This is a genomic window from Variovorax sp. PDC80 (assembly GCF_900115375.1).
Classification (GTDB): Bacteria; Pseudomonadota; Gammaproteobacteria; order Burkholderiales; family Burkholderiaceae_C; genus Variovorax.
On sequence record NZ_FOWG01000011.1, the window covers coordinates 259943 to 282421 of the forward strand.

A 22479-nucleotide genomic window follows, 5' to 3' on the forward strand; every position below is an offset into this window, starting at 1 on the left:
AGGCGGGCATGCCGGCCGCGCGCGGGGGTCCAATGGCGAGGTTTTCGAGAATGGGATGGGCGCTGGGATGGGCCGGCGTGGTGCTGCTGACGCAGCTGTCGCCGGCGCAGGCGCAGGAAGGCCCGAGCGCCGAGGCCGCGGCCAGCAAGATGGAGCAGGCCCGGCTCGCCGACACCGACACGCTGCTGGCGCTGACCAGCGAAGGCGCGGTGCTCTACGGCCAGGACAACGTCAAGCTCTCGGGCTACCAGTACTGCAGCCAGGCGGTGGCGCTGGCCGAGTCGGGCGAGTTCCGCCAGAGCGTGCGCGCCGCGAGCAAGGCGCTGCACCTGGCCAACACCACCAACGACCCGAATCTGCGCGCCATGGCCAACCGCGACCTGGCCATCGTCTACAGCTATTCGGGCCAGCTCGAGAAGGCCGAGCAGTTCGCCCGCGAGGCGCTCAAGAGCGAGGCGCGCGATCCCAAGCTGGTGGTGGGGCCGGCGCAGAAGGTGATCGGCGACGTGCGCACGCGCCGCGGTGACTACGAGGGTGCGATCCTCAGCTACGACGAGGCGCTGGCCAACAGCTCGCCGCGCTATGCGCCGCTGGTGCAGGCCTCGCTGGTCAATGCGCTGATCGAATCGGGCACGCCGACCAACACGCAGCGCGCGCGCGAGCTCTTCGGCACGCTGCCGCAACCGAAGGACGCACCGCTGGCCGCGCAGCTCGATCGCACGCGCGCACGGCTGCTGCTGGCCGAGAACAAGCCCGCCGAGGCGCGCGATCTCTACCGCGCGCTGGCCGCGCGCCAGGTCGGCGCCGACAGCGGCTACTACCAGCTCTGGGCCTGGGACGGCGTGGCGCGCAGCGAGGTGGCACTGGGCCAGAAGCAGGCCGCGGCCGAGGCCGTGGGCCGCGCGCTCGAGGGCGTGGACAAGGTGCGCGCGAAGTTCCGCAGCGAAGAATTCAAGATGGGGCTGTTCTCCGACCTGCAGTCGGTGTTCGAGCGCGGCGTGTCCATCTACAGCGACGCGGGCGACAGCGCCCGCGCCTTCGAGGTCAGCGAGCACAGCCGCTCGCGCGCACTGCTCGACGCGGTGCGTGGCCGAGCCAAGCTCAGCGAGCAGGCCTCGGCCACGGTGGACCTCGCGACGCTGCAGCGCACGCTGGCGCCCGACGAGCGCGTGGTGCAGTTCCATTCGCTGCCCGACCGGCTGATGGTGTGGGTGGTGAGCCCCGCGGGCATCGAGAGCAAGACGATCCCGGTCAAGCGCGAGGAGCTGACCGAGCTGGTCGAGACCTTCCGCAACACCATCGTGCGTGGCCGCCGCACCGCGATCACCAATGCCGACAAGCTCGGTGCCGCGCTGCTCGGCCCGCTGAACCTGCAGGCCGGCCAGCGGCTGGTGATCGTGCCGCACGGCCCGCTGCACTACCTGCCGTTCCAGGCGCTGCGGCTGAACGGCCGCTACGTGATCGAGACGCACCCGGTGGCGGTGGCGCCCTCGATCAGCATCGCGGTGCAGCTCGCGCAGCGCACGCCGCGCGTGAACGCCACGCTCACGGCCTTCGGCAATCCGCGCATCGAGGACAAGTACGACCTGCCGGGCGCCGAGAGCGAGGTCAAGCAGCTCGCGCAGTACTTCCCGAGCAACAGCGTCTACATGGGCGCGGCCGCGACCAAGACGCAGTTCCGCGACGTGGCGGCGCGCTCGCCGCTGATGCACGTGGCGGCGCATGCGGAGGCCGACGAGGTCGATCCGCTGTACTCGCGCATCCTGCTGGCCAACGAGGGCGGCAAGCAGAACTTCCTCGAGGCGCACGAGATCCTCGAGATGCCGATGCAGGGCACGGCCCTGGTGACGCTGTCGGCCTGCGAGTCGGGCCTGGGCCGCATCGCGCAGGGCGACGAGGTGCTGGGCTTCACGCGCTCCTTCCTCTCCGCGGGCAGCTCGAGCCTGATCGCCTCGCTGTGGCCGGTGTCGGACGACGCGACGGCGGTGCTGATGAGCACGCTCTACGGCGAACTCGCCAAGGGCCGCGACCTGCAGAAGGCAATGCAGGCGGGGCAGCTGGCGGTGCTCAAGGATCCCAAGATGTCGCATCCCTTCTTCTGGGCGCCGTTCAATCTGATCGGCAACTGGCGTCTGACTGTTGGGAGTTGAGATGTCTCGCGTTGTTCTCTTGCATTGCTGTTCGGGGCGGGCTCACGCCGACGGGGTACTCCCCTCCGCGAATGTCCCCCGGCCTGCGGCCTCCTCCTTTATTTCGCTGCGGGGAGTACCCCATCGACGTGAGCCTGGACACGACGGTCGAACCGGCCGCGCAACCCGAGCGTCCCCGTGCACAGGGCAGTGGGTGCTTCCCGCAGCGAAATCAAGGAGGAGCCCGAAGGGCGGGGGACATTCGCGGAGGGAAGTACCCGCTGTCCTGTGCACGCGCCCCGAACGAACCGAACCCCAAAAACACCAGCAACCCGCAAGAAACAAAGCGGTGGAGCCCTGAAATGCGCGCCCTTCAACGCTCTACACCGATCGCCCTCGCCGTCTCCGCCCTGTTCGGCGCCGCCTTGCTCGTGGCCGCCCAGCGTGCCCATGCCAACGAGGCCGAGGAGACCGCCTTGCTGCCCACGCAGGACTCCTGCGGCAGTTGCAACCGACCGATCGCCCAGGCCACCGGCGGTGTCGCGCCGCAGACCCTGCCCGCGCCGTCGCGCAACACCTCCGCCACCGGTGCCTTCAAGCTCAACGACCTGCGCCTCAATGGCGTGAAGGCGCTGAGCAACGAGGAGCTGCAGTCGATCACCTCGCCCTACATCGGCCGCGACGTCACGCTGGCCGACCTCGAGGAACTCGCGAAGGCGATCACCGCGCGCTACAAGGAGCGCGGCTACTTCCTCGCGCAGGCCGTGGTGCCCGTGCAGACCGTTCGCGACGGCATCGTCGAGATCAGCGTGATCGAGGGCCGGCTGGGCCGCGTCGACGTGCTGGTGGCGCCCGAGGCACCGATCGCCGAAGCGCGCGTGCGCGGTTTCCTCGCGCCGCTGCAGCCGGGCGAGGCCGTCAATGCGCCCGCCTACGAGCGCGCCATGCTGCTGCTGTCGGACCAGCCCGGCGTCAAGGTCTCGTCGGCCTTGCAGGAAGGCACGCAGCCCGGCACCACCGATCTGTCGGTCGAGGTCGCGGCCGCGCCGCGCTGGGCCTTCACCGCCGAGGGCGACAACCATGGCACCAAGGAATCGGGCCGCTACCGGCTCGGCGGCACCGTGCGCTGGCTCAGCCCCTTCGGCATCGGCGACAACCTCGACGCGCGCGTCATGGTGTCCGACAGCAATGCGCTGCAGTACGGCCGCATCGCCTACGAGGCGCCGATCGGCACCAGCGGCCTGCGCGCCGGCATGGGCCTGGCGCGCGTGAGCTACGACCTCGGCGGCCAGTTCTCCGACCTCGACGCGCAGGGCCGCGCCGACGTGCTCGATTTTTCGCTCAACTATCCGCTGATCCGCCAGCGCCAGCAGAACCTGTTCCTGCGGCTGACCGCCGACCTCAAGGACCTCAAGGACGAGATCCGCGTCGTCGACTACGACGTGAAGAAGCGCGTGCGCGGCATCGGCCTGGGCTGGGCCTGGGAGCGGCGCGACGACGTCTTCGGCGGCGGCTACTGGGCCAGCACCGGCACGCTCTACCACGGCTCGCTGTCGATCCGCGACCCGCAGACCCTCGCGGCCGACCAGGCCTTCGGCGGCCGCCACACCGAGGGCGGCTTCACCAAGATGAGCTTCCAGCTCTCGCGGCTGCAGTCGATCGTGCCGCGCCATTCGCTCTACCTCGCCATCGGCGGCCAGTGGGCCAGCAGGAACCTCGATGCTTCGGAGAAGCTCGCGCTCGGCGGCGCGCGCGCCGTGCGCGCCTACCCCTCGGGCGAACTGCTGGCCGACCAGGGCGTGATCGGCACCGTCGAATGGCGCTGGTCGGTCAACGAGGAGTTCACGCCCTTCGTGTTCTACGACGCGGCGCGCGGCAAGCTCGCGCGCCATCCCTCGCCCTTCGACGGCGAGAACTCGCACAGCCTGCGCGGCTACGGCATCGGCATGAGCTGGTCGCGCCCCGGCAATTTCTCGATCAACGCGACGCTGGCCTGGCGTGACGGCACACCGCGGGCACAGACCGACGGCGGCGGCCACAACCCGCGGCTGTACGTCCAGGTTCAAAAGGCGTTCTGACCATGAAGCAACGCACGTCTCCTCTTCTTCGCGCCACCACGCGCCGCCTGCGGCTGCGGCCGGTCGCTCTCTCGCTGATCTGCGCGGGCGCCGTGCCCGCGATGGCGCAGGTGCTGCCCACGGGCTTCCTGCCCTCGGCGCTGCCGGGCAACGTGGTCTCGATGACCCAGGCCGGCAACATCATGAGCATCGTGCAGGGCAGCCAGCGCGGCATCGTCAACTGGACCACGTTCTCGATCGGCGCCAAGAACATCGTCAACATCCAGCAGCCGAACGCCTCGGCGATCCTGCTCAACCGCGTCACCGGCAACGAGCTCTCGACCATCGCGGGCCAGCTCAATGCCAACGGCCGCGTGTTCCTGATCAACCCGAACGGCGTGATGTTCGGTTCCGGTGCCAGCGTCAACGTGGGCGGGCTCGTGGCCTCGACACTGGGCCTGACCACCAGCGACGCGAACTTCCTCGGTGGCACGACCAACTTCAGCTTCGAGCGGCTGAACGCCAACGCCAAGACGGTGGTGAACGAAGGCGGCATCACGGCCACCGGCGGCCCCGTGGTGCTGATGGGCGCGGGCGTGAGCAACACCGGCACCATCACGGCCGACGGCCAGACCGTGGCGCTGGTCTCGGGCCGCAAGATCACCTTCGACCTCGCGGGCGACGGCCTCACCAACATCGCGATCGCGTCCGACTCGATGGCGACCAACGCCTCGGTCGGCAACACGGGCACCGTGCAGGCCGACGGCGGCAAGGTCGTGATGGTGGGCCAGTCGACCACCCTCGGCGAGCTGGTGGTGAACCAGGCCGGCGTGGTGCGCGCGCGTTCGCTCGGCACGAAGAACGGCGAGATCGTGCTCGGCGGCGGTGCCGACAACGAGGTGCGCGTGGGCGGCACGCTCGACGCGACCTCCACCGGCACGGCGGTCGGCGGCCGCATCTCGGTGGCCGCGGGCAATGTGCGCGTGATGGATGGCGCGCTGGTCGACGCGAGCGGCGATGCAGGCGGGGGTTCGGTGCAGCTCAAGGCGATGAGCGGGCTGTCGATCGCGTCGGCGCCGCCCGCCGCGCTGCTGGGATCGGGGGCCGTGGTGCGTGCCGATGGCCGCGCCGGCAATGCCGCGGGCGGCGAGATCCGCATCGAGCAAGCCACCTACGCCTCGCTGCCGGGCACCGGCAGCGAGGCACCGCCGGCCACCCGGCTCGGCCTGCACCTGTCGGGCACGCTGTCGGCCAAGGGATCGGGCTCGGGCGCGGGCGGCAACATCGTCACCAGCGCCGATGCGGTCCAGGTCGGCAACGACCTCGCGCTGTCGGCCGCGGGCGGCGCGAACGGCGGCGCCAACGGCAAGTGGACGCTGAATTCCAACAAGCAGATCGTGGTGACGCCCGAGGCGCCGAACTACGACCCCGGCAGCTTTCCCAGCGCCGGCGGCATGGCCTCGAGCCCGATCAGCTCGCAGGCGCTGGGCCGCGCGCTCGGCCAGGGCACCGACGTCACGCTCGCGAGCAACGCGGCCAATGCCGAGGGCGGGCAGGAACGCTTCGGCGTGCTGTTCGATACCGCGGCCCAGGTGGTCAAGAGCGAGGGCGGCACCGCCTCGCTGCGCGTGGACTCGGCCACCGGCATCGCGATGCTCGACCGTTCGGCCCTCCAGTCGACGAGCGGCGCGTTGAACGTGGACTTCAATGTCGATGCCAACGGCACGGTGCCGGGCGCCGGCAACACCCCGATCGTGACCTCCGAAGGCGAGGGGGCGGCCCAGATCCAGATGACGAACGCGCGCATCGAGACCAACGGCGGCAACGTGCGCTTCTACGGGCAGGGCGATGCCGCCAACGGCCGCGCTATCGGCTATGCCTCCGAGTTCGGCGATTCGGGCGTGGGCGCCGGCATCGAGTTGCGCAACAGCCGCATCTCGACCTGCGGCGTCGATGCCGCGAGTTGCGCCCAGGGTGGCGTCATCAACCTGCGTGGCGAGGGCCGCACGCTGTTTTCGAGTTCCACGCTCAACGGCAGCTCGGGCGTGCTGATCTCCAGCTCCGAGCTGATCACCGGCAGCGGCGCCATCACCGTCGACGGCGTCGGCGGGCTGGCCGCCAAGGGCGTGGAGATCGGGCGCGAGGCCGGCAGCGTGCCGGGCCCTCGCAGCCGCATCGCCTCCACCGGCGGGGACATCGTGCTGCGCGGCAGCACGCGCGGATGGACCACCGGCGATGCCGTGGGACGGCTGCGCTTCAACGTCGCGGGCGCGGGCGTGCAGGCCAACGGCGTCGACATCGCCACCGGCGGCAACGTGCGCGTGGAAGGCCAGGGCGCCGACCTCGGAACGCTGCTGGGCACCGACGAATTCGCCAAGCTCTCGGCCTCGGCCACCATCAATGCCTCGCACGGCGTGCTGATCGGCGATACCGGCATCACGGCCGGCCAGGGGCGGCGCATCGACATCGTCGGCACCGCCGGCAGCGCGGGCGTGACCTACGACTTCAACGGCGTGCCGACCCCGCCACCGGCCGGCATCGACGAAGGCGTCACGCCCGCGGCGGTGTGGATCCGTGCCAGCGGCGCCGGCCAGGGCCTGCGTGCCGAAGGCGGCCAGATCAACATCGTCGGCGGCAACGGCGACGTGCTGCTGCAGCGCGGCGCCCAGCCCGATGCGCTGCTGAGCACCGCGAGCGGCACCGTGGCCGGCGGCTCCATCGCCGTCACCGGCCGCAACATCTACGGCGGCGGCCTCGCGGGCGCCACCGGCACGCTGGCCGACGCGAGCGGCGCGGGCACGGGCGGCGACATCCGCTTCGAATCGACGGTGAGCGACAAGACCGGCGGCATGCTCGCGCTGGCCACCGGCATGGGCCTGCTCGCGGACAGCGCCTCGGCCAACGGCAACGGCGGCAACATCCGGCTGCTCGCGGGCAACGGCCTGCGCGCCCACGGCACGCTGTCGGCGCGCGGCGGCAGCACGGGCGGCAACGGCGGCTTCATCGAGACCTCGGGCACGCAGCTCGACCTGACCGGCATCCGCGTCAACGCGGGCGCGCCGGCCGGCACCGCGGGGCAGTGGCTGATCGATCCCTATGCGGTCTCGATCGTCAATGGCGCGGCGGCCGGCACGCTGCCGACCAATCCCTTCGACGCGGTCGCCACCTCGACCATCCAGGATGGCGACATCAATGCCGCGCTCAACGGCGGCGCGAGCGTGAAGATCACCACCGGCACCGGCGGGCCGGGCGCCGGCAGCATCTCGCTCGCGAACAACGTGCTGATCGACTACACCGCCGCCTTCGGTCCGCTGAGCTTCGAGCTGGCCTCGGGCAACAGCATCCAGGGCGGCCTGGGCACGGTGATCCGTTCGTCGGGCAAGGGCGGTCCGCTCACCGTGCTGTTCAACGCGGGCGTCAATCCCGACGGCACGCCTTCCGGCAGCAACGGCTCGATCAACTACAACGGCACCATCGCCACGCGCGGCGGCAGCGTCACGATGAACGCGCGCGGCGACGGCAGCCCCACCAGCGGCTTCATCCAGATGAATGGCGCCTCGGTGCAGACCGATGGCGGCGCGGTCACGCTCTACAGCGGCCAGCCCGGCGCGCCCACCGGCTACGTCACGCTGGTCGACAGCCAGATCGACACCCGCGTGGGCCAGGCCGATGCCGGCGCAGGCGGCGCGGTGCAGATCGCCGGCGGCAACGTGACGCTGGCGGGCGCGCAGATCGCGACGTCGACCGGCAACGTCGACATCCGCGGCAGCTCGGCCGACTGGAACAGCGGCGTGGTCATCACCGACGGCCGCACGCCCTCGACCATCTCGACCACCAGCGGCAACGTGACGGTGCAGGGCGTGGCGCGGCGCCAGGCCTCGTCGACCTTCGCGGCGGCGCACGGCGTGCTGGTCAACGGCGGCAGCAGCATCACCACTGGCAGCGGCAACATCGCGCTGCGCGGCTACAACTTCAACAACGACACCACCGTGCCCGCGGCCACGCCCGATTCGGGCGTGCGGCTGGAGAACGGCGCGCGCATCGTCACCACCGGCGGCGGCGACATCGAGATCACGGGCCGTTCGCAGAACGGCGGCACCGGCGTCTCGATCGAGGCCGGCGGCTCGCCGAGCCTGCCCGGCACGGCGCCCGTGGTGCAGGGCAGCCGCAACGTGGTGCTGCGCGCGGTCAACGACGGCAGCGCCGACGCGATCGTGATCGGCACGCCGGTGAGCGCGGCCAACGCGATCAACCTGCGGCCCGGCGGCATGGATGCCAACTTCGCGGTGTCGGACAGCACCAATGCGCCGATCGTGCTCGGCGGCGCGGGCACCGGCGGCTTCTCGGTGTCGAGCGCCGAGTTCGCGCGCCTCGCCGCACCCACCATCGTGGCGGGCAGCGCCACCCATGCGGCCGACATCACGGTGGCCGGTGCCATCGCCACGCCGGGCGCGCTCACCCTGCAGAACGACGCGGGCGGCAACATCGCGGTCAACGGCACGGTCAGCGCCTCGCAGCTGGGCCTGCTGTCCGACGGCCGCATCACGCAGTCGGCCGCGGGCGCGATCACCGCCACCGGGCTGCTCGCGCGCTCGAGCGGCGCGAGCGTGGACCTGCAGAATCCCGCGAACAACGTCGCCACCGTGAGCGGCGGCGCCGAGGGCGGCTTCGCCTACGTCGATGCGAACGCCGTGACCATCGGGACGCTGAGCGTCAACGGCTTCAACGCGGCGACCAACCAGCTCGCGCCCACGGCGACCACGTCGATGTCGGCCGGCACCGTGTTCGTGCGCACGCTCGCGGGCGACCTCACGCTGGGCACCAACGTCAATGCGAGCACCAGCGCCGACCTGGTGGCGGCGGCACGCTTCCAGAACCCGGGCGCCTTCACCATCGGCGCCGGCACCTGGCGCGTCTGGGCCGACACCTGGATCGGCGAGACCCGCGGCGGCCTCGCGGGCTCGGGCCCGCTGCCCAACCTCTACCACTGCGCCTACCTGGGCCTGTGCACGGTGACGGTGCCGGCCACCGACAACCACTTCATCTACGCGCAGCAGCCGACCGCGATCGTGACCGTGGGCAATGCCGCGCGCCAGGAGGGCGCGCCCAACCCGACGTTCACCTACAGCGTCAGCGGGCTGATCCTCGGCGACAACGCCTCGAGCTTCAGCGGCACGCCGGGCACCAGCGCGAACACCGCGAGCCCGCCGGGCAACTACCCGATCGATGGCGCCTTCGCCTCGGCGGCCGGCTATGCGGTGCAGGTGGTGCCGGGCAACCTGCGCGTCGACCCGGGACCGCCGCCGCCGCCCGCGCCCCCGCCGCCGCCGGTAGCGCCGCCGCCACCGCCGCCCTTCGTGTTCTTCGAGCGGCCCGAGCTGCCCTCGGTGGACGTGGTGCGCGACCAGCCCTCGACCTACCTCTACGACCGCAACATCGGCCAGGCGCCGATCTGCGTGGCGACCGGACCGCTGGACGGCGACCGCGCGGCGCAGGGCGGCGACGTGCTGGCGCGCGAATGGTCGCGCGTGCGTTCGCGGCCGAACCTGCTGAGCTGCGTGAACACCGAGCGGCGCAACGGCTGCGCCGACTTCTAGGGTCAGCGCGTCGGGCGCGCCGTGATGACGAACAGCTGCGCCATCAGGTCGGCCAGCAGCCGCAGCTGCGGGTCGTCGGTCAGCGTCGCGTGGCGGTAGCCGGCCACATGGGCCTCGAGGCCATCGATCGGGCCGGCGAAGAACAACCGCCGCAGCGCGCCGCCGAGCGCGTCGTTCTCCGCCGCGCGCGGCCGGTCGTCGATGGTGCTTTGCGCATGGCTCTCGAGCCGCGGCGTGGCGAGGAAGGGCGCGAGCACCGCGGCGCGCAGGCGGCCTTCGGCCACCCAGCGGTTCAAGGCCATGTCGAAGGCCTGCGCCGGCCCATCGGCCAGCGCCTCGCGCAGCAGCGGCGGCAAGGCGCGCAAGCCCTTCGGCGTGGCGAGGTAGGCGACCGCGCCCCAGTTGTAGAGGCCACGCGCATCGAGCACCTCGATGCCGGCGATCGCATCGCGCGGTGCGGCCGGATCGGCGGGCAGCTGCTTCTTCAGCGCCTGCCACAGCGCGAGCAGGCTGTGGGCCGAGGTGTAGGGCAGGCATTCGAGGAACACCAGGTCCCAGTCGGCCAGTTGCGCGAGCGCCTCGGGCCGCAGCAGCGGCGGCAGCGCGCGGCTCAGCAATGCGTCATCTTCCAGCACCAGGAAGAAGCCGTCGGGCGGCGCGCCCTCGAGCGCGCGCGCATGCGAGAGAAAGCAGGCGCGCTCGCCGGCGCTGGTGGCGGCATCGGCGGGCGCCGCGGGCAGGGTGGCCGCGTCGATCGCCTCGAAGCGCGCCACGCCCTCGATGCCGAGCGCGCGCAGCTGCGCTTCCATGGCCGCGCGGCGATCGCCACTGCGTTGCAGATTGATGAAGCAACCGTTCATGATGCGGGGATGAAGCAGGTCCTGCCATTGTCTCCCTTGTCTTTCGCCATCGCGCCGATCGCCGGAGGGCGGACCGCATGATGCTCAGCGTGGTGCTGCCGTTCTACCGCAAGCGCGCGGAGTTCGAGCGCGTGGCCGCGCTCAACGCGCCGTACTGGTCGCGCCCCGGCATCGAGGTGGTGATCGCGCTCGACGAACCGGCCGAGGAACAGGACCTGCTGCAACTGCTCGCGCGCTTCGACACGGTGTGCTGGCGCGTGGTCGTCAACGACCGGCCGCACGGCTGGCGCCCGCCCTGCCGCGCCATCAACGTCGGCGTGCGCCATGCGCGCGGCCGCTTCGTGCTCGTGCATTCGCCCGAGTCGGCCTATGTGGACGACGGGCCCGCGCTGGCGCTGCAGGCCGCGCTGTCGGTCGAGCGCGGCGTGGTGCTGGGCCGCGTGGGCTTCGCGCGCTTCGACGCGGTCGACGGGCCACTGGCCACGTTGGCCGCGCTGTTCGCGCGCCAGGTGCCCGAGGCGCTGTTCCTGCGCACCTTCTACGGTTCGCTGTGCGGCCCGCGCGAGGCCTTCGAGGCGGTCGGCGGCTACGACGAATCGTTCGCCGGCTGGGGCGGCGACGACGACGATTTCCGCGTGCGGCTCGAGATGGCGGGCTGGCGGCTTTCGGCCTGTGCCGAACTGAAGCTGCTGCACCTGTCGTTCGAGACGCGCGACGGCGCCGAGCAGTTCGATCCCGACAACGACTGGCGCAAGTGCACGCCCGCGAAGGCGCGCGCGAACGGCGAGGACTGGGGGCGCGACTTCGCGCGCATCGCCCGTGACGATCCGGCACCGGCCGATGCCGGGGCCATGCGTGCGTGGGGGCAACCCGCGCCCGTGTTCGCGATGGGCTCGCGCCGCCAGTGCGAGCTCTGCGCGCGCATGTTGCACCACGAACCGGCGCCGCACTACTTCTGCCCGCGTTGCAGCGCCGCGCCGCCGCAGCCGCTAGCCTCGCGGCTGCGCATCGTCTGCCTGCTGCAGCTGCGCAACGAGGCGCGGCTGCTCGAAGGCTGCCTCGACCACCTGCGCGACCATGTCGACGGCTTCATCGCGCTCGATGACGGTTCGACCGACGACACCGCGCGGATCCTGCGGCGCGAACCCAAGCTGCTCGAGCTGCTGTCGAACCCGCCGGGCGGCGACTGGAACGAAACGCAGAACAGGCGCCGCCTGCTCGAATGCGCGCAGCGCCATGGCGCGGGCTGGGTGCTGGTCTGCGATGCCGACGAGCGCTACGAGAGCCTGTTCCTGCGGCACCTCGGTGCCATCGTCGATTCGCTGTCCGACACGCCACTGGGTTGCCTCTCGCTCGCCGTGCGCGAACTCTGGGACGCGCCCGACCGCTTTCGCGACGACGGCCCCTGGGGCGCCAAGTCGCGCGTGTGCCTGTTCCGGCTGCCGCGCGAGATCGCCTTCGACGCGGCGCCCGCGCTGCACGGGCCCTGGTATCCCGATGCGGTCGCGCAGCATGGCCGGATGTTCCGCAGCTACTTCCGCCTCTACCACCTGCGCATGATCCGGCGCGAGGACCGCATCGCGCGGCGCGACCGCTACCGGCGCCTCGATCCCGGGCACCGCTGGCAGGCCATCGGCTACGACTACCTGGCCGAGGAGGGGCCGGGACTGCGGCTCGAGAAGATCGCGCCCGATCGCGGCTACGACCTGGGGACCTTGCCGGCCGATCTGCGTCAGGCCGACGGCCCGGCGCTGGCCGCGAGCGAGCGCGCGTAGTCGCCGCGGTAGGTGCGCGTGCCGGTGTGCGTGAGGCGCGAGCGCGTGTCGACGAAGACCTGGCCGCCGATCGATTGCCAGCGGCGGCAGAAGGCGAAGTCCTCGCTGAGGTAGCGGCCGTTGCCGGGCTCGGCCCAGACGTCGAAGAAGCGGTGGTGCGGCCAGGCCGCGGCCGTCTCGTCCTCCATGCGGTCGGGCGTGTAGCGCAGCTCGGGCAGGGCCTGCGCGAGCCGCTCGAACACGGCGCGCTCGATCAGCATGAAGCCGGTGGGCGCATCGAGCACCTCGACGAAGCCGTCGGCATCGATGCGGCCGGCGACCTCGGGCCCCGTGAGGTTGACCGGGAACACCGCGTGCTTGGCCTCGAAGTCTTCGCGCGTGCTGCCCGCGGGCAGCGGCTGCGCGAGGCCGGCGCGCGGCCAGCCGTCGTTCTTCTGCGGATAGGCGCCGGCCACCACCGCGCGGCCGGCCAGCAGCAGGCGCAGCGCGGCCTCGGGCTCGAAGCCGATGTCGGCATCGATCCAGAACAGGTGGGTCCAGCGGCTGTCGGCCATGAACTCGGCCACCAGCCGGTTGCGCGCGCGCGGGATCAGGCTGTCGCCGTCGAGGAAGCGCGTCTGCATCGGAAAGCCGTGGCGCCACGCGAGGTTGACCAGCCCGAGCAGGCTGCGCACGTAGTCGCTGGTCATCGCGCCGCTGTAGCTGGGCGTGGCGATGAAGGGGCGGATGTCTTTCAGGGCGTCGATGGGCAGCATCGTGGTGGAGCAATGGGCGTGTTCATGCGGGCTGCGCATGCCGCCGCGTCGACAGCAGGGCCCGAAGCTTCGCCGGTGCCACCGGCTTCGTCAACAGCGTCGCGCCGCTGTGGCGCAGCCGTTGCAGCGCATCGGGCCCGGTGGCGCCCGAGACCAGCACCGCGAGCGCCTCGGGCTGCAGCCGCTTGGCGGCGTCGATCACGTCCATGCCGTCAGTGTCGCCGGGCAACTGCAGGTCGCACAGCACGGCGTCGTAGGGGATGTCGCCGGTGCCCAGCCGCGCGATCGCCTCGGCGCCGGTGGCCACGCATTCGACCTGGCAGCCCCACTGCTCGAGCAGCGCGCGGCTGCCGTCGAGGATGGCCGGGTCGTCGTCCACCACCAGGCAGCGCAGGCCCGCGAGCGGCGCGGGCGCGGGTGGTGCCGGCTGCGGCGGCGCGATGTCGGCGGCATTGGCCGCGGGCAGGGTCAGCGCGAAGGTGCTGCCGGCGCCGAGCGCCGAGCGCAGCGCGATGCGCGTGCCCAGCAGGGTGGCGATGCGCGCGCAGATCGCGAGGCCGAGGCCGAAGCCGCGGCGGCGGTCGCGCTCGGTGTTTGCCACCTGGTAGAACTCCTCGAAGATGCGCTGCTGGTGGATCGGCGCGATGCCCACGCCGTCGTCGCGCACCTCGATGCGCACGCCGCGCCCGCCGTCGGGGCCGTTGCGCGCGCGGCGCGCGGCCACCAGCACGGTGCCGCCCGCGGGCGCGTGGCGCAGCGCATTGGTCACGAGGTTGCCGACGATGCGCTTGAGCAGCGCCGCGTCGCTGCGCACCGCGAGGCCGCGGTCGCTCCAGCGCAGCCGCACGCGCAGCTCGGTGGCGGTGGCCGCGTGCTGGGCATCGAGCTGGTCGAACAGCGCGGCCAGCGAGACCTTGGCGATGGCCGGCGTGAGCACCTGCGCATCGAGCCGCGAGATCTCGAGCAGGTCGTCGAGCAGCACGCCCATGAACTCGGTGCTCTCCTGCAGCCGCAGCACCGCCGGGCGCTGCGCCTCGCTCGCGCCGGGCAGCAGGCCGTCGATGAACAGGCCCATGGCATGCAGCGGCTGGCGCAGGTCGTGGCTGGCCGCGGCCAGGAAGCGCGCGCGCGACAGCGCGGCCTGCTCGGCCTCGGCCATGCGCTGCAGCGCGACCGCGGTGGCCTCGCGCACGCGCTCCTCGCTGACCTGGCGGTTGTGCTGCAGCCGCTCGGCCAGGCGGTCGATGTCGTGCGCGAGCATGGCCAGTTCGTGCGTGCCGCGCGAGCCGCCCTCGACCACGCCGCAGCGCATCTCGAAATGGCCGGCCTCGAGCGCCGCCACGGTGCGCGACACGCGGCGCAGCGGCCGCGCCACCGTGCGCGCCATGTGGCGCACCGAGGCCCAGGCCGCGAGCAGCGCCACCATCGCGATGCCGATGCCCGCGAGCAGCGAGCGCGTGCGTTCGCGCGAATAGGCGGTGGTGTCGCGGAAGGTCTGGACCAGGCCGACCGGCGTCTCGCCCGCGGCGGTCGAGCCCGCGGGCGCGAAGGCGCTGGCGCGCGAGGCCTCGCGCAGCGTGACCGGCGCGGTGAACATGCGCAGCTGCGCGAGCGAGCCGGCCTTGGGCCCGGCCGTCACGTAGACGCCGGCGCTGTTGCTGATCTCCACGCGCATCACCTGGCCGCCGCGCAGCGCGGCGTTGGCCACGTTCTGCAGCGCGGGCAGGTCGCCGGCATAGAGGCTCAGGTCGGACATCGCCGCCACCTGGCGCGCCACCGCCTGGCCTTCGGCGTCGAAGGCGGCCTCCAGCGTCTGCAGCCGGTTGTGGGTGAACCAGGCGGTGAGCGCGAGCGCCACCGCCACGCAGGGCACCACGCCGAGGCGGAACAGGTCGCGCTGCAGGTTGCCGCGCACCACCAGCGCGCCGGCGGCCAGGCCCGGCGTGGGTGCTTCGGCCGGCGCCGTGGCCGGGCTGGGGTCCGCGCCCTCGGGCGGCCGGGTGGCGCTCATCGCGTGACGGTGAGGCGCTCCGTCAGTTCGCGTTCCTCGGGCAGCCGCAGCCCGAGCCCGCGCGCGACGGTGGGGTTGATGCGCACGGTGGCGGGCGTCGCGGCCTCCACCAGCGGATTGCCTCCGCCGCCCGCGCTGCCGCTGCTCGCGACCTTCTGCGCCAGCAGCCGCGCCTGCTGCGCGAGCTGCGCGGGCGTGGAGACCGCGGCCGCGAGGCCGCCCGAACGCACCAGGCCTTCGCTGGCGCCGAACACCGGCAGGCCGGCGCCGGCACCGGCGCGCAGCACCGACAGCGTGGCGGCCTGGTTGTCGCCGATCAGGTCGGGCAGCACCATCAGCGCATCGCTGCGCGGCACCACGGCACGCAATGCGGTGGCGAGCGAGCGCGCGTCGGGCGCGTATTCCACCTGCAGGTCCCAGCCGCCGCCGGGCTGGACCTGCGCGGCGCGCTGCAGGTCGCGCACCAGCGGTTCGGACTCGGGCGTGGCGACCACGCCGATGCGGTGGCGCTGCGCCGGCAGCACCGCGCCCACCAGCGCGAGCTGGTCGGCCATGGCCGGGTCGCGCAGCAGCACGCCGACGCGGCGGTCGGCGCGGCGCAGCGCGGGGCTGGTGCGCAGGCCTTCGTAGTCGAGCCGGCTCAGCATCGCGAGCACCAGCGGTTCCTGGCCCGGGCGCTCGATGGCGGCGCGCGCGGCCACCGCGCCCACCGCCATGGTCAGCGAGCCGCCCTCGGCGCTCGAGATCGAGGACCGCATGCTGCGCGTGCGCACGCCGACGTTGACGTCGCCGGGCTCGGCCGCCGCGTTGTCGGGCACGCCGGTCGAACCGGGCGCGAGCCGCACCAGCTCGAAGCGGCTCGCGGGGTCCAGCCCCTGGCGCAGCTGCTGCACGAACTCGGCATGCGCGGCGAGGTCGTCGCCCATCAGCACCGTGAAGCCGGCGGCCGGGCACAGCGCGGCGCCCAGCAGCGCGGCGCAGGCCAGCCACGCGCGGGCGGCACCGCGCAGCAACCGGGTCGTGCAGTGGATCGGGGGAGAGGTTTTCGCGGCGACGGACATGAAGGCTTCTGCCACAAGGGGCGATGGCTCAATGTACGGAAGGGCCCTGCTTCGCGCGATAAGGCGGAGGGCTTATGCCCGCGGCGCGCACCCTGCGGGGCTGTGAGGAAGTTCACGTGCCGACGGCCGCTTGGCCTATCTCCGATGGCGTATCGCCACCGAAGACCGTTGTCCGGAGCGTGTTCTCAGGCCTGCACGGCCTGCATCGCGGCCGTGCGCTGCGCCATGATCGCCTGGCGCAGCACGCGCGGCGACACCGGCTTGTAGAGCACGGTGATGCCCGCGCTCTGCACCTCGCGCAGGCGGTCGGGCTTGGTCTCGCCGGTGACCAGCAGGCGCGCGGTGCCGGTGCCGATGCCGCGCGGATGACGCTCGAGCGCGGCGATCACGTCGAGGCCGTTGTCGCCGCCCTGCAGCAGCAGGTCGCTGACCACCACGTCGGGCGGCACGGGCCAGGTGTCGGCCATGGCGAGCGCCTCGGCGCGGGTCTGCGCGGCCAGCACCGAGGCGCCCCAGTTCGACAGCACCACGGTCAGGCCTTCGAGGATGGTGCGCTCGTCGTCGATCACCAGGATGCGCAGGCCCTCGAGGCAGCGCTCGTCGTTCTCGGGCACGTGCGGCGCGGTCACGGCCGGCGCGGGCAAGGCGGCCGGCGCCGAGCGCACCAGCACCCGCACGCAGGTGCCCTTGTTGAGGCGCGAACTCAGTTCCACGCGCGTGTTGAGCAGCTCGGCCAGCCGCTGCACCGTGGCCAGGCCCAGGCCCATGCCGCGCGTGCCGCGCGAGGCCTGGCGGCCCGAGGGCTCGACCTGGTAGAACTCCTCGAACACCCGCGCCTGGTGCTGCTGCGCGATGCCCACGCCGGTGTCGACCACGTCGATGCGCACGCCGCGGCCGCGCTTGCGCGCGCCGATCAGCACGCCGCCCTCGAGCGTGTGGCGCAGCGAGTTCGACACCAGGTTGTTGAGGATGCGCGACAGCATCACGTAGTCGCAGCGCACCCACAGGTCGGTCTTGCGCGCCACCAGCCGCAGGCCCTGCTGCTCGGCCACCGGGCGGAAGTTGCGGCTGATCTCGTCGAACAGCCGGTCGAGCGGGAAATCGACCCACTGCGGCTGCAGCACGCCGGCGTCGAGCTGCGAGAGGTTCAGCAGCTCGGAGAACAGCCGGTCGAGCGAGTCCACGCATTCGCGGATGTGGCCGATGCGCTGCAACCGCAGCGGATCGGTCTCGCCGTTGGCCAGGCCGTCGGAGAACAGCGTGAGCGCATGCAGCGGCTGGCGCAGGTCGTGGCTGGCGGCGGCCAGCAGGCGCGTCTTGGCCTGGCTCGCGACCTCGAGCTGCTGGTTCTTGCGCGCCAGCTCGGCCGTGGCCTCGGTGATGCGGCTCTGCAGCAGCCGGTGGCTCTCGGCGAGCGCGCGCGCGGCCTCGTTGAAGCCGCGCTGCAGGTGCTGCACTTCGGAGGTGCCCTCGATCGTCACGCTCGCGGCCTCGCCGGCACCGAGCCGGTCGACCGCCTTGCCGAGCGCGCGGATCGGCTCGCTGATGCGGCGCGCCGCCCACCAGCCGGCCAGGCCCACGCCCACCAGGCTGGCGCCGAGCACCAGCACCACGTTGAGCCAGACCGAGCGGCGCGCGTTCTGCACCGCGCCGAGGCTGATCTCGACCATCACCTTGCCGCTGGTGCGGCCGTCGTCGCCCACGATCGGCACCACCACCTGCAGGCCCTCGCCGCGCGCGCGGTCCATGGTTTCGGAGTTGGCCACGATCTCGCCGTCGTCCGACCAGATCTGCACCTGCTGCACATGCGGCTGGTAGGTGCCCGACTGCGCGGTGCGCTGCAGCGCGCGCCGGTCCATGCGCACGATCGGCGCCTGCGCCACCGTGGCCACCTGCAGCGCCACCGTCTGCGCATTGGCGCGCATCAGCTCGGTGAGGTTGTCCAGGTGCTGGCGCGTGAGCACCGTGATCGCCACCAGCGTCGCCGCCATGGCCGGCAGCATCGCCAGCAGGATCAGCTGCTGCGCGAAGGTGAGCCGCGCCAGGCCGCGGACGACGGCGAAGTTCCAGTTCATGGACGCGGGAAATGCATGGCGGCCGAGCCTACGGAGGCCTTGCAGGGCAGGGAAGACGGGAAAAACATCACGAAAACTGCTTCTGGTTGATATCTAATGGCGTCCGCTTCGCCATGGTAGGGCCTGTTAACCCTATTCAAGGGGTCGCGAAGCTTGCCATAGCCCGCCCATCAAGGCGCGCGACGCCGCGTGTGCGTCCGCACACGCAAGGAGCGCAACGCCGAGGGGCGGGCTATGGCAAGCTTCCCTCCGGGTTGCCCCGCAAAGGGACCGTCTGCGGCGTTGCCCGCGCTTGCAAGGCATCAGCCTTGCTGCGCGCGGGCGCCTTGCATCCGGTCCCTTTGCGGGGCAACGCAACCCCTTGAATAGGGTTAACAGGCCCTTAGACCGGCCGGTTCGTCACGGCCTCTCTCGTCCGTCCAAATATGCCGGCTTTCCTGCGCTGTTCCCAAGGCCTCTCCGAGCCCACCGGTATCCGTCGGCCTCGCTGGTCGCGCTGGCTGGCGGCGGCGCTGCTGGGTGCCTCGCTGCCGTTCGCGGCGCTGGCGCAGACCCCGGCCCCGCCCTCGCTGCCCTCGCTCTCGACCATTCCCCCCTCGACCCAGTCCACGCCGGCCCAGACCGTCAAGGGCGGCTTCACGGCCGCCGGCGGCCATGGCGCCGAGGCCGCGCCGATGCGCTTCGGCATCCTGCCGCTGGGCGGCGCCTTCGAATCGCGCAGCGACTGGGATCCGCTTTTGGCCGAGCTCAGCCGCGCGCTCGGCCGGCCGGTGGCGGTGCTCTCGGTCAATTCCTACGAGGCGCTCGAGCAGGCGATCCAGCGCGACGACGTCGACATGGCCTTCCTGTCGGGCAAGATGGCGCTCGACGCCGTGAGCCAGCGCCGCATGAAGGTGGTGGCGCAGGTGGTGCGGCACGACGGCCTGCCCGGCTACCGCGCGCTGCTGCTGGCGCGCAAGGCGCCGCCGTTCAACACGCTGGCGGGCCTCTTGGCCGACCCCGAGCGCTGGCGCCTCGCGCGCGGCGAGAAGCAGTCGGTGTCGGGCTTCATCGTGCCGCAGCTGCAATTCTTCCTGCCCAACCACATCGCCATGGAGACCCGCTTCGCGAGCGAGGTGGTGGGCACGCACCAGGTCACGGCGCTGGCCGTGGCCAACAACGAGGCCGACGTCGCCACCAACAACACGGCCGACTTCGAGCGCTTCAAGCTGCGCTTCCCGGCCGAGGCCGGCCGGCTGCAGGTGCTGTGGGAGTCGGAGCTGATCCCGCATGCGCAGATCGTGATGCGGCGCGACTATCCACCCGAGCTGCGCCAGCGCGTGCAGGCCTTCCTCGTGGCCTACGGCCGCGCCAAGGGGCCGCGAGGCGATGCCGAGCGCGTGGTGCTGAAGTCGCTGCACGACCTCGCGGGCTTCGTGCCGGCCGACAACAGCTCGCTGCTGCCCGCGGCCAAGCTGGCCTACCAGCTCGCCACCCAGAACGCCAAGACCGCGCAATGGGTCAACGATGCCGCGCGCCAGGCGCGCCTGCAGCGGCTGGACAGCGGCTATGCCGAGCAGGTCGGCGTGCTGAAGGACGTCTCGCCTTGATCGCCTGGCTGCGCGCCGCGTGGCTGGCGGTGCTGGCCGTGGCGGCCTGCGCCGCGGTGCCGGCCGCGCAGGCCACGCAGCCGGAGCCCGTCAAGGCGATCCGCTTCGGCGTGCTGCCGCTGGGCGGCGCGGTCGAGTCGCGCGCGCTGTGGACGCCGCTGCTGGCCGACCTCGGCCGTTCCATCGGCGTGCCGGTGAGCGCCTACTCGGTGTCCTCGTACGAGGAGCTCGACCGCGCCATCGGCCGCGACGAGATCGACATGGCCTTCCTGTCGGCCAAGATGGCGCTCGATGCCGTGACCCAGGGCCGCATGAAGGTGATCGCGCAGATCGCGCGCCGCCCCGGCATGCCCGAGCACCGCGCCGTGCTGCTGATGCGCAAGGCGCCGCCCTTCAACAGCCTCGAGGCGCTGCTCGCCAGGCCCGAGTCATGGCGGCTCGCGCGCGGCGACAGCCGCTCGGTGACCGGCTTCCAGGTGCCGCAGAGCGAGCTGTTCCTGCCGAACCACATCGTGATGGAGACGCGCTTTCGCAGCGAGATCGTCGACACCCACCAGGCCACCGCGCTGGCCGTGGCCAATGGCGATGCCGACGTCGCCACCAACAACAGCACCGACTTCGAGCGCTTCCGCGAGCAGTTCCCGGTCGAGGCCGAGCGGCTGCAGGTGGTGTGGGAGTCGCAGCCGCCGCCGGGCGCGCCGATGGTGGTGCGGCGCGGCTGGCCGCCCGAGTTCCAGGCCCGGCTGCAGTCCTTCCTGACCAACTACGGCCAGGGCAAGGGGCCGCGCGCCGATGCCGAGCGCGAGGTGCTCAAGACCTTGCGCGCCGGCTTCGGCTATGCGGCGGCCGACGACAGCGCGCTGCTGCCGCAGGCCCGGCTCGACCGCCAGCTCGGCCGCCAGCGCGCGATGGCCGCGCAGTGGGTCAACGATGCCGCGCGCGAGCAGCGGCTGCAGCGCATCGAGAAGGTCTACGCCGACCAGGTGCGCATGCTCGGCGGCACGCCCGCGCGCTGACGCGCCGAGGCCGCGCGTCCGTTTCGCGGCGCCATCCCCATCGCTTTCGAGCCCGCATCGGGCCCGCGTCTACTCCCTTCGCCGTACGTCCTCGCGCGCCGCCTATGCCGTTAGCTAGGCCTTAAGGCGGATTTGCCCACGACTTCGCGCGCCGGAAACTCACCGCTTCTTACAGGCAGCCCTTGCCGTTGACGGAGTGCGAGCGGATGAGTTGGCGAACAAAAGTGGTCTGGAGCGAGGGGATGCTGCTGCAGCCCCAGCACCTGCAGCAGAGCGAACGACATGCCGATCACGCGCGGCACGTGCTGCTGCGCTCCACCACGCCCTATGCCTGGGGCTTCGCCGAACTGGAGATCGACCAGGCCGCGCTGACGCTGGGCAAGCTGGCGCTGGTGCGCGCGGTGGGCGTGTTCGGCGACGGCACGGTGTTCGACATGCCGGCGGTCGATCCGCTGCCCGAACCGATCGACATCCCCCAGACCATGCGCGACGAGGCCGTGGTGCTGGCGCTGCCGCTGCGCCGCGCCGGGGCGCGCGAGGCCGATGCCGAGGAGTACGAGGAGCTGGTGCGCCACCGCGTGCTCGAGTCCGACGTGCCCGACTCCAACACCGCGGGCGAGCGCACCGCGATGCTGCAGCTGGGCCAGCTCCACACGCGGCTGATGCGCGCCAGCGAGGCCACCGATGCCTGGACCACGCTGGGCGTGGCGCGCGTGGTCGAGCGCCGCGTCGACAACCAGGTGCAGCTCGAGCGCGCGATGCTGCCGCCGCTGCTCGACGTGGCCGGCCACGCGGTGATCCGCGCCTGGCTCGACGAGCTGCTGGGCCTGCTGCGCCAGCGCGGCGAGGCGCTGGCCGGGCGCATGACGCAGGGCGGCACCGGCGGCGTGGCCGAGATCGCCGACTTCATGCTGCTGCAGACCGTGAACCGCAACGAGGCGGTGTTCGCCCATCTCGCGAAGAGCGCGATGCTGCATCCGCAGCGCTTCTTCGAGCAGGCGCTCGGCCTGGCCGGCGACCTCGCGAGCTTCCGCGACTCGCGCCGGGTGGCGCGCTTCGGTCCCTACATCCACGACGACCTCGCGCTGAGCTTCCGGCCGCTGATGGACGACCTGCGCCGCAGCCTGTCGATGGTGCTCGAGCAGTCGGCGATCCGCATCGACCTGCACGACCGCAAGCATGGCGTGCGGGTGGCGGTGATCAGCGACGTCGAGCTGCAGCGCAACGCGGTCTTCGTGCTCGCGGTCAATGCGCACATGCCCAGCGAGGCGCTGCGCGCGCGCTTCCCGACGCAGGTCAAGATCGGCCCGGTCGAGCGCATCCGCGACCTCGTCAACCTCGCGCTGCCGGGCGTCACGCTGACGCCGATGCCGGTGGCGCCGCGCCAGATCCCGTTCCATGCGGGCGCGAACTACTTCGAGCTCGAGACCCGCAACAGCGACCTCTGGCGCCAGCTCGAGCAGTCGGGCGGCGTCGCGATGCACATCGCGGGCGACTTCCCGGGCCTCGACCTCGCGTTCTGGGCGATCCGTGGCTAGCCATCGGCACAGGACG

General features: G+C 72.2%; 12 protein-coding genes. 7 read left to right on the forward strand and 5 right to left on the reverse strand.

Annotation, left to right across the window (positions count from 1 at the left end; genetic code table 11):
* Positions 1 to 50 precede the first annotated feature (50 nt).
* The 3 genes from BM109_RS29210 to BM109_RS29220 all read left to right on the forward strand — a co-directional run bounded on the left by BM109_RS29210 (position 51) and on the right by BM109_RS29220 (position 9783).
* Entirely contained in the window at positions 51 to 2150 is a 2100-nt protein-coding gene (locus tag BM109_RS29210) for a CHAT domain-containing protein (protein WP_256222849.1), read from the forward strand.
* A gap of 341 nt (positions 2151 to 2491) precedes the next feature.
* Positions 2492 to 4207, forward strand: coding sequence for a ShlB/FhaC/HecB family hemolysin secretion/activation protein (locus BM109_RS29215; RefSeq protein ID WP_093350779.1), 1716 nt, complete (start codon positions 2492 to 2494; stop codon positions 4205 to 4207).
* A 2-nt stretch (positions 4208 to 4209) separates the two neighbouring features.
* On the forward strand, positions 4210 to 9783 hold the full coding sequence (locus tag BM109_RS29220; protein ID WP_093350782.1) for a two-partner secretion domain-containing protein: 5574 nt from the start codon (positions 4210 to 4212) through the stop codon (positions 9781 to 9783).
* Between the two features lie 2 nt (positions 9784 to 9785).
* Here BM109_RS29220 and BM109_RS29225 read toward each other — a convergent pair whose 3' ends face one another.
* Complete coding sequence (locus BM109_RS29225) at positions 9786 to 10643, reverse strand: glycosyltransferase family 25 protein (protein ID WP_093350784.1); 858 nt, start codon at positions 10641 to 10643, stop codon at positions 9786 to 9788.
* A 77-nt stretch (positions 10644 to 10720) separates the two neighbouring features.
* Here BM109_RS29225 and BM109_RS29230 point away from each other — a divergent pair, with 77 nt between their 5' ends.
* On the forward strand, positions 10721 to 12418 hold the full coding sequence (locus BM109_RS29230) for a glycosyltransferase family 2 protein (RefSeq protein ID WP_093350787.1): 1698 nt from the start codon (positions 10721 to 10723) through the stop codon (positions 12416 to 12418).
* On the opposite strand, the gene BM109_RS29235 is transcribed toward BM109_RS29230, so the two are convergent.
* The 4 genes from BM109_RS29235 to BM109_RS29250 form a co-directional block, all read right to left on the reverse strand.
* A complete protein-coding gene (locus BM109_RS29235; RefSeq protein WP_093350963.1) occupies positions 12376 to 13173 on the reverse strand; it encodes a hypothetical protein in 798 nt (265 codons plus the stop codon). The two genes, BM109_RS29230 and BM109_RS29235, sit on opposite strands and share 43 nt — an antisense overlap.
* A 22-nt stretch (positions 13174 to 13195) precedes the next feature.
* Positions 13196 to 15184 carry a hybrid sensor histidine kinase/response regulator gene (locus BM109_RS29240; protein ID WP_093350789.1) on the reverse strand — a complete coding sequence of 663 codons (1989 nt, stop codon included), beginning with the start codon at positions 15182 to 15184 and terminating at the stop codon, positions 13196 to 13198.
* On the reverse strand, positions 15181 to 16245 hold the full coding sequence (locus BM109_RS29245; RefSeq protein ID WP_093350792.1) for an ABC transporter substrate binding protein: 1065 nt from the start codon (positions 16243 to 16245) through the stop codon (positions 15181 to 15183). The genes BM109_RS29240 and BM109_RS29245 overlap by 4 nt, the downstream gene beginning before the upstream one ends.
* A gap of 185 nt (positions 16246 to 16430) precedes the next feature.
* Positions 16431 to 18320 (reverse strand): ATP-binding response regulator, encoded by a 1890-nt coding sequence (locus BM109_RS29250; RefSeq protein WP_093350794.1) that lies wholly within the window; start codon positions 18318 to 18320, stop codon positions 16431 to 16433.
* Between the two features lie 425 nt (positions 18321 to 18745).
* Here BM109_RS29250 and phnD point away from each other — a divergent pair, with 425 nt between their 5' ends.
* The 3 genes from phnD to tssK all read left to right on the forward strand — a co-directional run bounded on the left by phnD (position 18746) and on the right by tssK (position 22463).
* Entirely contained in the window at positions 18746 to 19909 is a 1164-nt protein-coding gene (phnD, locus tag BM109_RS29255) for a phosphate/phosphite/phosphonate ABC transporter substrate-binding protein (protein ID WP_256222851.1), read from the forward strand.
* A complete protein-coding gene (locus BM109_RS29260) occupies positions 19906 to 20925 on the forward strand; it encodes a phosphate/phosphite/phosphonate ABC transporter substrate-binding protein (protein WP_371268858.1) in 1020 nt (339 codons plus the stop codon). The genes phnD and BM109_RS29260 overlap by 4 nt, the downstream gene beginning before the upstream one ends.
* A gap of 206 nt (positions 20926 to 21131) precedes the next feature.
* Positions 21132 to 22463, forward strand: coding sequence for a type VI secretion system baseplate subunit TssK (gene tssK, locus BM109_RS29265; RefSeq protein WP_093350799.1), 1332 nt, complete (start codon positions 21132 to 21134; stop codon positions 22461 to 22463).
* The last annotated feature ends 16 nt before the right edge of the window (positions 22464 to 22479 follow it).